Source organism: Paenibacillus sp. Soil787 (assembly GCF_001429545.1).
In the GTDB taxonomy this organism is placed as follows: Bacteria; Bacillota; Bacilli; order Paenibacillales; family NBRC-103111; genus Paenibacillus_E.
Genome location: NZ_LMSP01000034.1, coordinates 424,545 through 434,939 on the forward strand (window position 1 = coordinate 424,545; position 10,395 = coordinate 434,939).

At 47.9% G+C, this 10,395-nt stretch carries 11 protein-coding genes; all 11 read right to left on the bottom strand.

Features of this window, described 5'->3' with window-relative positions:
- Positions 1-2: 2 nt before the first annotated feature.
- The 11 genes from ASG93_RS25600 to ASG93_RS25650 all read right to left on the bottom strand — a co-directional run bounded on the left by ASG93_RS25600 (position 3) and on the right by ASG93_RS25650 (position 10,387).
- Complete coding sequence (locus ASG93_RS25600; protein ID WP_056836562.1) at positions 3-1,376, bottom strand: sugar phosphate nucleotidyltransferase; 1,374 nt, start codon at positions 1,374-1,376, stop codon at positions 3-5.
- 14 nt (positions 1,377-1,390) lie between these two features.
- Entirely contained in the window at positions 1,391-2,509 is a 1,119-nt protein-coding gene (gene gmd / locus ASG93_RS25605) for a GDP-mannose 4,6-dehydratase (protein ID WP_056836563.1), read from the bottom strand.
- 16 nt (positions 2,510-2,525) lie between these two features.
- Positions 2,526-3,467, bottom strand: a complete 942-nt coding sequence (locus ASG93_RS25610; protein WP_056836565.1) for a GDP-L-fucose synthase family protein — start codon at positions 3,465-3,467, stop codon at positions 2,526-2,528.
- A 14-nt stretch (positions 3,468-3,481) separates the two neighbouring features.
- Positions 3,482-4,402, bottom strand: coding sequence for an NAD-dependent epimerase/dehydratase family protein (locus tag ASG93_RS25615; RefSeq protein WP_056836567.1), 921 nt, complete (start codon positions 4,400-4,402; stop codon positions 3,482-3,484).
- 12 nt (positions 4,403-4,414) lie between these two features.
- Positions 4,415-5,500, bottom strand: a complete 1,086-nt coding sequence (gene rfbG / locus ASG93_RS25620) for a CDP-glucose 4,6-dehydratase (protein ID WP_056836569.1) — start codon at positions 5,498-5,500, stop codon at positions 4,415-4,417.
- Positions 5,500-6,279: a glucose-1-phosphate cytidylyltransferase gene (rfbF, locus tag ASG93_RS25625; protein ID WP_056836686.1), complete on the bottom strand. Its 780-nt coding sequence runs from the start codon at positions 6,277-6,279 to the stop codon at positions 5,500-5,502. Before rfbF ends, rfbG begins: the two co-directional genes overlap by 1 nt.
- A 46-nt stretch (positions 6,280-6,325) precedes the next feature.
- Complete coding sequence (locus ASG93_RS25630; protein ID WP_056836570.1) at positions 6,326-6,748, bottom strand: hypothetical protein; 423 nt, start codon at positions 6,746-6,748, stop codon at positions 6,326-6,328.
- 147 nt (positions 6,749-6,895) lie between these two features.
- Positions 6,896-7,078 (bottom strand): hypothetical protein, encoded by a 183-nt coding sequence (locus ASG93_RS25635; protein ID WP_056836572.1) that lies wholly within the window; start codon positions 7,076-7,078, stop codon positions 6,896-6,898.
- Positions 7,065-8,306 (bottom strand): glycosyltransferase family 4 protein, encoded by a 1,242-nt coding sequence (locus ASG93_RS25640; RefSeq protein ID WP_056836575.1) that lies wholly within the window; start codon positions 8,304-8,306, stop codon positions 7,065-7,067. Before ASG93_RS25640 ends, ASG93_RS25635 begins: the two co-directional genes overlap by 14 nt.
- A gap of 25 nt (positions 8,307-8,331) precedes the next feature.
- Positions 8,332-9,048, bottom strand: coding sequence for a glycosyltransferase (locus tag ASG93_RS25645; RefSeq protein ID WP_056836577.1), 717 nt, complete (start codon positions 9,046-9,048; stop codon positions 8,332-8,334).
- A gap of 10 nt (positions 9,049-9,058) precedes the next feature.
- Positions 9,059-10,387, bottom strand: coding sequence for a peptidase G2 autoproteolytic cleavage domain-containing protein (locus ASG93_RS25650; RefSeq protein ID WP_056836580.1), 1,329 nt, complete (start codon positions 10,385-10,387; stop codon positions 9,059-9,061).
- Between the last annotated feature and the right edge of the window lie 8 nt (positions 10,388-10,395).

Consider the following 10,395-nt stretch of genomic DNA (forward strand, 5'->3'; position numbering starts at 1 on the left):
TATCAACCCCTTCCTAAGCAGTATTCTTCAATTTGGTCCCAGGTCATGAAGAGTCGGATCGTATCTTCTTCTACCAGTTCGCTGCCCAGCTGTACTTCAATCATTTCCAGATTCGTTGTCGCTTTAATGCTATGCCCCGCCCCGGCTGGAATTTGCAATACGTCACCCGCACTCACTCGGTTCAGTCTGTTGTTCAGAGCGAACAAACCTTCACCCGAGAGGATCATCCAAACTTCTTTTCGCTTATAATGAATTTGATAGCTCGGATTTTTGCCTGCGTGTACGATAATTTTTTTCGTAAGCCGCTCATTCCCGCCTAGGTCATGCGCATAATCCAACACACGATACCAACCCCAGCGCCGTTCTTCATACATGAGACGTTGATCATCATCATCCATCAATTCTTTGATCTTGGTGCTTGCTGATTTATCGGCAACCAGAATCCCGTCAGGACTGGCGGCTACGACAATGTTGGACAAGCCGATCACTTTTATAGGGATATCCAGTTCATTAATGACATGCGTATTCCTACATGATTCACTGAGCGTCCCTTTCCCCAGCACGGATGTGTCTAGCTCCTCAGTTAGCGTCTCCCAAGAGCCTAAGTCTTTCCAGCTTCCGTTGTATGGATAAACGGCCAACTTACTTGTCTTTTCCACAATTTCATAGTCGAAGCTGGTTTTCGGTAAGGTACTGTATGCGCTGCGCAGCTTTTCGTATTGAACAGGGATTCCTCGATGCTGCAGCAGGGATACCATATACCCCAGCTTAAAAGCAAAAATTCCACAGTTCCAAAGCGCGTTTTCCTCCATTAGCATTTGCGCCCGATGCTTCCCCGGTTTTTCAATAAACCTGTTTACCCTCATGCACGGTCCCTTGGATGATCCCTCATCGGGAACGATATATCCGTACTTCTCGGAGGGATGATCAGGTTTAACGCCAATCAATAGAATTTCGCAATCGGATAAGGCCTGCATCGTTTCTAACTCTTTCAAAACGGAAAAAAATTGGTTTTCTACATATGGGTCCACCGGAAGTATGCAAACCGTTTCGTTTGCATCGGTTTTGACAACGGAATGCAAGTAGGTGCAGGCCAACGCAATGGCAGGGAACGTATCGCGTCTTTCGGGTTCAACAATCAGCCGAATGGAACTATCCAATTGGCTTTGAATAATTTCCGATTGAGATTTGCTCGTTGCCACGTAGACAGATCCGGTGAGATCAGCAGATTTCAGTTGGCTCCAAACCCTTTGCATCATCGATTCCATTTGCAGATTTTGATTTCTCAAAACCTTAAGAAACTGTTTCGATCTCGATTCATTTGACAAAGGCCAAAGTCTTTTCCCTGAGCCCCCCGAAAGCAGTATCAGTTTCATTCTGCCGCATCCTCCTAAATGGAATGACTCCTTCTGACTTCATAACCGTTTTTTGTCAGATAGGCTTCACGTTCGGCTTCCGCCAGATCGCTCGCCACCATATCCGCGACCAATGCCTGTAAGTCGTGCTTCGGTACCCATCCCAGCTTCTCTTTAGCTTTCGTCGGGTTACCGAGCAGTAAGTCAACCTCCGTGGGTCTGTAATACTTGGCGTTAACAGCGATGACTTCTTTACCGATTGGAAGCTGATATTGCGCATTGCTGCAGGCAGCCACAATACCTTTTTCATGCTCTTTTTGCCCGACGAAATCAATTTCAATGCCGAGCTGCGCAAAAGACAATCTTACAAACTCCCGCACTTCCGTTGTGATCCCAGATGCGATGACAAAGTCCTCCGGCTCCTGCTGCTGAAGCATCAACCACATCGCTTCCACGTAATCTTTGGCATGCCCCCAATCCCGCTTCGCGTTTAAATTGCCCAAATACAATTTATCCTGAAGCCCGAGCGCAATCCGGGCCGCAGCCCTCGTGATCTTGCGGGTGACGAACGTTTCGCCTCGGATCGGACTTTCGTGATTGAACAAAATTCCGTTGCAGGCATACATGCCGTAAGCCTCACGGTAATTTACCGTGATCCAATATGCATATAGCTTTGCCGCCGCATATGGACTGCGAGGATAAAACGGCGTTTTTTCACTTTGCGGAACCTCTTGTACAAGTCCATACAATTCCGAGGTGGAGGCCTGATAAATTTTCGTTTTACTGGCAAGTCCGAGAATCCGGGCCGCCTCCAGAATTCTCAAGGTGCCGAGCCCATCCGTATTGGCCGTATATTCCGGCGTCTCGAAGCTGACGTGGACATGGCTCATGGCACCCAAGTTATAGATTTCGTCGGGTCCTACTTTTTCGATCACCTGTAAAATATTCATCGAATCCGTGAGATCTCCATGATGCAGGAAGAAATTCACTCCCTCTTCATGGGGATCCTGGTACAAGTGGTCAATTCTGTGCGTATTGATTAGAGAGCTTCTCCTTTTCAAGCCGTGAACCTCATAACCTTTATTCAATAAGAGTTCAGCAAGATAAGAGCCGTCTTGTCCAGTGATTCCCGTGATAAGCGCTACTTTGGCCATATAGAGGCGATACCTCCTATTGATCGTAATGGTCTTGAAACCACTGATACGTTTCTTCAATGCCTTCTTTTAAACCGATGGAAGCTTGCCAGCCTAACCGGTTGATTTTACTGACGTCCAGCACTTTTCGGGGTGTCCCGTCCGGTTTTGTTTCATCGAAGACGATATCGCCCACAAACCCGACCGTTTGCCCGATCAGCTCCGCCAGTTCCCTGATGGTTAAATCGTCTCCTGTTCCGATGTTCACAAACGGACCGATCGTTTTAACATCGAATTTATCCATCAAATATACGCAAGCGTCCGCCAAATCGTCGACATGAAGGAACTCTCTTCTTGGCATTCCGGTTCCCCAGACGAGGACATGATTCTGCCCCGACACTTTGGCCTGATGGAACTTCCGGATTAGTGCAGGCAGCACATGTGAATGCTGCAGGTCAAAGTTATCGTGAGGTCCATATAAATTGGTCGGCATCACAGCCATAAAATTCGTATCATACTGCGCGTTGTAAGCCTCGCACATCTTGATGCCGGCAATTTTAGCAATCGCATAAGGTTCATTGGTGCTCTCCAGCTTACCGCTGAGTAAATAATCTTCCAACAGTGGCTGCGGCGCCATCTTGGGATAAATGCAGGAACTTCCTAAGAACAACAGCTTCTTAGTTTGAAATCGGTACGAGGCATGTATAACATTCGTTTGAATCGCTAAATTTTCCCGGATGAAATCTGCAGGGTATTTGCTGTTCGCGTATATCCCTCCTACTTTCGCCGCAGACAGAAAAACGTACTGCGGCCGGTTCTCCTCAAAGAAACGCTCTACCTGCTTGGAATCGGTAAGATCCAATTCGTTTCGGGTTTTGGTTAGAATACGGCTATAGCCCAAAGACTTCAATTTGCGAACTATCGCGCTCCCTACCAGACCGCGATGTCCGGCCACAAATACGATCGAATCTGTATCCATGTCTACTCCTCTTTTCAACTGCTTATATTCATGAACCGTCCGATCCCTTCTTCCAAAGAAACTTTAGCGGTCCAATTCGGCAGGATCTCGCCTTGATTCCAAGGAATCATGATTTCACGCTTGCGGTATGGGCGGCCTCCCCACTCAATTTGCAGCCGACACCCGGCCACCTGCTCGAACACTTGCACTAAATCCCTTAGTCGGATCGGATGCCCGGAAGAGATGGCGAAGACCTCATCTTTTACCGTTTGTATGGTGAGCAACCGTTTCGCTGCCGTGATGTACGCATCTACAACATCGTCAATGTAAACGATGTCCACCAGCTGCTCTCCCGGGGACATGACCAAAGGCTTCCCGTCTGCAGCCGACCTCTTCAGCAGAGTCATAATCTTAGATCGCGGATCACCCGGCCCATAATTGTCATAAAGCTCGAGCGTAATGACTTTTAACGGTGTAGTTTCCGTATAAAATGTTAAAATATCCCTAAAGGCTTGCTTAGTTGCATCATAAAGGGATGAGGGGCTGTAGGCTTTATTGTCCCAATGCTGGGAGAACGTTCCGGTATTGATCAGCGAATAAAGGTGATTGGCCAGCATAGCCTCCACCAGCTGTGTGCTAAACACAATATTGCTTTGGAGCATTGACACGGTATCTTCGGGTCTGTGGGTGACTGAAGCAAAAGCCGCCAAATGAAATACGATGTCGGGAGCCGCTTGCTTGATGATTTCAAATAACTGTTCCGTCGAACCGTCGTGGCGGTGAATACTCACGTATTCGCTAACCTCTTTAAGCAAAGTGAGCTTTGAAGCGTTCCTTACGATCACATGTACGTTCCAACCGTCAGCTGCAAGAAGCCGGACAACATTAGATCCGATAAATCCGGTTGCCCCGGTTACGATAGCCGTACGCCACTCTTGATGATTTTCAGAATGCATATGATTGTCACCTCAGTCGACCGTGAAGAGAAATTCGTTCAACTGTCGCAAACAAACAGTTCGAATATCCTCGCCGGACTTGTAAGCCTTGCTCCATTCGACCACTTTGTCGAGCGCCTGCCCCAGCTTCCATCTCGGTTTCCACCCCAGACGCATTTTTGCCTTCGTACAATCCAGCTTGAGTAAATGGGCCTCGTGTGGGTGATTGTTCGAATCGATCTTGCAGCCCGCAATCCCCCCCCACTTTCTGCATAATGCATCTACCACCCAACGCACGGATTTGGCATCTTCGTCTTCAGGTCCGAAATTCCATCCTTCCGCGTATGAGGGACCTGCTTCGTACAAGTATTGAGCTAACAAAAGATATCCGCTTAATGGTTCAAGCACATGCTGCCAAGGTCTAACTGCATGCGGGTTGCGAATGTTAATGACGTCCTCCTTCAGGAAAGCGCGAATACAGTCGGGAATGAGCCGCTCGTAAGCCCAATCGCCTCCGCCAATCACATTTCCTGCCCTTACCGTGGCTAAGGCAACACCGTGATGGAGATAGTTGTCTGAATGGAAGAAGGAATTCCGGTAAGAGGCCGTTACTAGCTCGGAACATGCCTTGCTGTTGGAATAAGGGTCTTTTCCCCCAAGCGCATCGTTTTCCCGATAACCGTATATCGATTCCTTGTTTTCGTAGCATTTGTCCGAGGTTACGTTAATGACCGCTTTGATCTTTTTGCCGCTCGTCACCGCATACTTGACCGCTTCCAGAAGATTTACCGTCCCCATGACATTCGTTTCAAAGGTAAGCGCCGGTGCATCGTAGGATGCCCTAACGAGTGATTGCGCCGCCATGTGGATGACAATATCGGGATCTGCATCCGTCAGTGTTCTTGCCAAAAGGTCCTTGTCTCTAATATCCGCGTTGACGGAGCGCACCATAGAATCGATTTGAGCCAATTTGTACAAACTTGGGGTTGTTGGCGGCAATAGGGCGTAACCGGTCACTTCGGCTCCCATGGAAGCAAGCCAGAGGCAGAGCCAGCTGCCCTTAAAGCCGGTATGGCCGGTTACGAATACTTTTTTACTGGTCCAAAATGTCGGATCCATCACATGTCACCCTTTTTCCAAGGAGCGTTCTCGTCTCTCCACAATTCTTCCAAATGATTTTTGTCCCTCATCGTATCCATGGGCTGCCAAAACCCGGAATGCTTATACGCCATCATATGGCCGTCTTTAGCGATTTTCTCAAGGGAATCCTTCTCCAGATTCGTTTGGTCGTCTTGGATGTATTGAAGCACCTGCGGTTCCATCACGAAAAAACCGGCATTGATCCAGCTTCCGTCCCCTTTCGGTTTTTCCGAGAAATCTTTAACGGTATGGTCAGGCCCCAGCTCCAAGGCGCCGAATCTTCCGTTCGGTTGAATCGAAGTCACTGTACACAATTTTCCATGTGAACGGTGGTACTTGACTAAATCTTCGATGTTAATGTCTGCAACACCATCCCCGTATGTCAGCATAAACGATTTATTTTCGATATATTTTTCGACCCTTTTCAAGCGGCCCCCTGTCATGGTCGTCTTCCCCGTATCCACGAGCGTTACCCGCCATGGATCCGAAACGGAACGATGAATCACCATTTCATTTTCTTTGGCAAAATCAAAGGTAACGTCCGATTCATGCAAAAAATAATGCGAAAAATATTCTTTGATGTAATAACCCTTGTAGCCCAAACAAATAACAAAATCGTTAAATCCATAGTAGGAGTAGATTTTCATGATATGCCATAAAATTGGTTTGTCTCCGATTTCGATCATCGGCTTCGGTTTAAACTGCGACTCTTCGCTGATTCTAGTTCCGAATCCACCCGCTAAAATAACCACCTTCATGTCCCGATCCACATCAGCCATTTATGATCACGCCCCCTATCTACCGTTAGTTACCGTAAACGACGCCGCTCATGCTGACGAGATCGGTAATAATGGCTTCAGCTGGCGCTCCTTTTGTCATTTGCACTGTTAGGGTATACATCTGCACTGATGATGAAATCCCTGATTCCACATGAGTTAGGGTTGTATAACCATAGCTGCCAATTTCGTAAATCGTACGAACTCTTTTATAAACTTCAACGCCGTCGACGCCACCTCTTCTGATCCTGAAGATCAGCTCTGTTGGCGTACTGCCCGCCTGCTTGGTCAACCCAGCCGTAGCGGTAATAAAAATTTGGTCAGCCTGAACGATATTGTTCAAAATAACAATCGTCAGTCCTATTTCCTCCATTGGTAAACTAATGGGCAGCGAGCAAGGATTTTCAGGTATTCTAGCTTCATTTTTATTAGAATCTTTTACTCTTGGCACCAATTTCACCTCTTCTGAATGAAAATCAATCATGTTCCTAGTTTATGATTTTATTAATTGAATGGTACCTTATAATTGCCCCTATAAAAGTAGGGGGGGGAATCAAATCATAGATTTATCCCCTTTTCTACGATAATAAGGCTCTATTTATTCCGATAAAAATGCATTAGAGAAAGCATCAATAAAAGCTGGATCAGGAAGCAAGTAATCTTTAGGCAACGAAGTTTTGATATGGTTCCAAACCACATAATCTACCAACACTTCTGGATTCGACTTTTGCACTGTAAATAAAGCATTATATAAATCTCCCATAACCTTAAAAGGCTCCATATCTGCCACTCACCTTTTCCATCGCTCTGTTATAAAACCCAAGAAGACGTGTCATCATTTGATCCAACGACCAATGGCTGGTTCCCCAATCTTTAGCGTTCGTCCCCAGTTGTATCCTATAGCCATCTTCCTGAAGGAGCAAGTGGAGATAATGCGCCAGTGCATCCGTATCACCTACTGGAAATACGAGCCCCGTCTTGCCGTGCTCGACCATCTCCGGAAGCCCTCCAGCGTCAGAGACAACCGAAGGCAAGCCGATCATCTGTGCCTCCATCACAGAAAAAGGCTGGTTGTCTTGTAAACTGGGTAATACGAAGATATCACTTAGTCCAAGCAGCGCCGGAACATCTTCACGATAACCCAAAAACTGTACCTGTTCATGTAATCCTTGATTCGCTGCCTGCTGTTGGAGAGACGGCAGTAGTTCCCCGTCCCCGACAATCCAGCAAACCCAGTCGTTACGTGCATGTTTTAGCTTGCCAAGCGCCGATAATAAAACCTCGATCCCTTTGATAAAAACTAAGCGGGCCGGACAAATGATGACTTTCTTACCCAGTGGCTTCTGTACGGGAGTGCCTGCTTGATATATTCTCCAGAATTCATTCATATCCAAACCATATTGAAATACGTTGATTTTATGTGCCGGAACCCCATATTCCTGAACCATCAGGTTCTTCATCCAGTAGGTTGAAGTCAGTGTGACATCAGCTGAGGTTGCTCCGAAATATTCCATCGTTTTGTAATAGTTCCAGATAGGCAGCTGCCTCAATTCACTGTTCGCATTTTGATGGTAGACGGCAAGCATAACCTCTCTGGCAATTGAACCGTGAATATTGGCGATGAGGGGCGTTTTTTTCGGCTTTACCCGGCTAAGCGCGCGTGTGGAAATGACGTCTTGTGTATGGATTAAATCATACTGGTCCAATCCTAAATATGCGGCAGCCAACTCCATGCAGTAGCGGGCATTTTCCGTTTCATAAACCCAACGGTCGGCATTCAAAGTAGGATATGACGCCGCATCGATCTTCGTATACAGTAAAGGAGTAAGCAAATCCTTGGCCAGAGCACGGTTCTCATTAACGATATGGAAACCAGAAAAATCAGGGGTATGCCCCATTAAGTCGACACTATGCCCCATGGCCTCCAGCTTTTGCTTAATCTGGTTCATATACGGCCATACGCCTCCAAGATGAGGAAGCAGCCAGTAAGTGGCCAGCAAAATTTTCATACGGCACCCTCCTCTATTACTTATCTTATCCTCCTAATAGTTGAACGTAGCCTTGAAGCTGATCTCTGTATACTCGCTGTATATAGGCAATTTCCTGCTGGATAGCTGGCCAATGCTTACGGGTGCCCATCTCACCGTGCCAACGATACATCGTCAGCGGTTGATCCAGAAAATGAACGAACACTCTCCCCAATACGGCGCGAATCCACAAATCGTAATCATGCGTATAAGGGAGTGATTCGTTAAAAAGGCCAATAATCGATAACAGTTCCTTCTTCATCATGACCGTACAACCGTTAATCGGATCGAGGCTGATCAGCGAGCGGATAAAATCGACCTGGCTTGAAAAACGTGGGCCTACGTTACGGTTTGTCACGTTATTATAAGCGTCGATTTCATCGAAAGCCGTATAACTGATGGAAGAATGGTGGGTCAGCATGAAGTTCAGTTGGTGCTCAATCTTATCCGGATAAAACATATCATCCGAGCTAAGCCAAGCGATATAGTCTCCGGACGCCATTCGAATGCCATGATTAAGCGCAGTAGCCGTTCCTCCATTCGCCTTTCCCAAATAATGAATACGGGTAAGAAACGGGCCGATTTTGTCCGCGTGCTGAGTCGAACCGTCGTCCACAACGATGATCTCGATATTCGGATAGGTCTGGCCGAGCGCGCTAACTATCGCTTGTTCGATATAGGGACAGTTGTAAAACGGAATAACGATCGATACTTTTGGATACATCACTTCACCTCTATCGGAACAAAATTAAGATTTGATCGTTGTCCGTCCGCTCCAGAACGCGGTATCCCGAACTGGCTTTCGTGGCGATGCCGTCTTGACTAGGTTTGCAATAACTATTGACTTCGCAGGTGCCATCATCGCGAACCAGAAGCTTGCCAAGCATACCTACGGCAACCCATTCCTCCCGTTTCAAGCGTGGAAAGTACTCCTGCTCCGGATCCCAATTCGGATTGAGTATGGGTTGAAGCTCTGTACATTCCGGCAGCAATTCTCTTCCGGCTTCGTCCAATTGCGCAGGCAGCGTGACCTCCCGGTACTGCACCCTTCCCCATCTGTCCGTTACATATTTGCCCTGCCAATGCATTTCACCGCTGTCGCCGATTATTCCCGGGGTTGCGCTCGTAATGCCTACGATATAGTCGTCTGCGGAGGAAGCAATACGAATTTTCTTCCCAATGACAGACACAAAATAGCCTGGTTCCATATGCTTGCCGTCTATCGTTTCAAACAATTCAGCATAATCCGCTCCGCCCGGTACAAATGACCCGTCGACAAACATGTTTCCAGAAGAAGCGAGCCATTTCGCGCCAAGTCCGCGATTGCTTGTGCTCGTTCCGTTACCGATGAACCAGGAATAGGGTTCAGTAGCGGTACCGAAACGGCCCATGACGTGGGCGCCGGCATTGCCACCCGCACTGGTTCCCAAGCCTTCCGTGTGCGCAGATTCCGCATTCGCCACCGTACCTATGCCTTCTGCGTGAGAGGCGTTGCCGCTGGCAATGGTATTGGCTCCTTCAGCATGCGCTGCTGTGCCGCTGGCCGTCGTCACAGATCCTTCTGCGTGAGCGACATCTTTGCTGGCGACCGTATTGTATCCTTCGGCATGGGATCCGTCGGCATTAGCAATCGAGCCGACCCCCTCGGCGTGAGCCGATTCGCCGTTAGCTTGGGTCAGAGTTCCTTCGGCATGAGCGGCATCCTTGGTTGCTATCGTTTGAAACCCTTCAGTATGAGCGGCATTCGCGAACGCTCTTGTATCCTGGCCTTCCGCATGTGCGGCCGACCCGCTAGCTATACAGTTTCCTCCTTCCGCGTGAGAGGAATTTCCGCTGGCGATACTTTGAAATCCCTCTGAGTGTGATCCCGCACCGCTAGCTTGTGAACCGAAACCCTCAGCGTGAGAACCCTCCCCGCTTGCCAGCGTACTTCCGCCTTCGGAGTGAGAAGCATTCCCGTTGGCTGTTGTATTGAAGCCTTCCGCATGTGAAGAAGGCGCACTGGCCGTTGTATTGAAGCCTTCCGCATGGGAGCAAGCACCTGATGCATTTTGATTACACATGAATGATT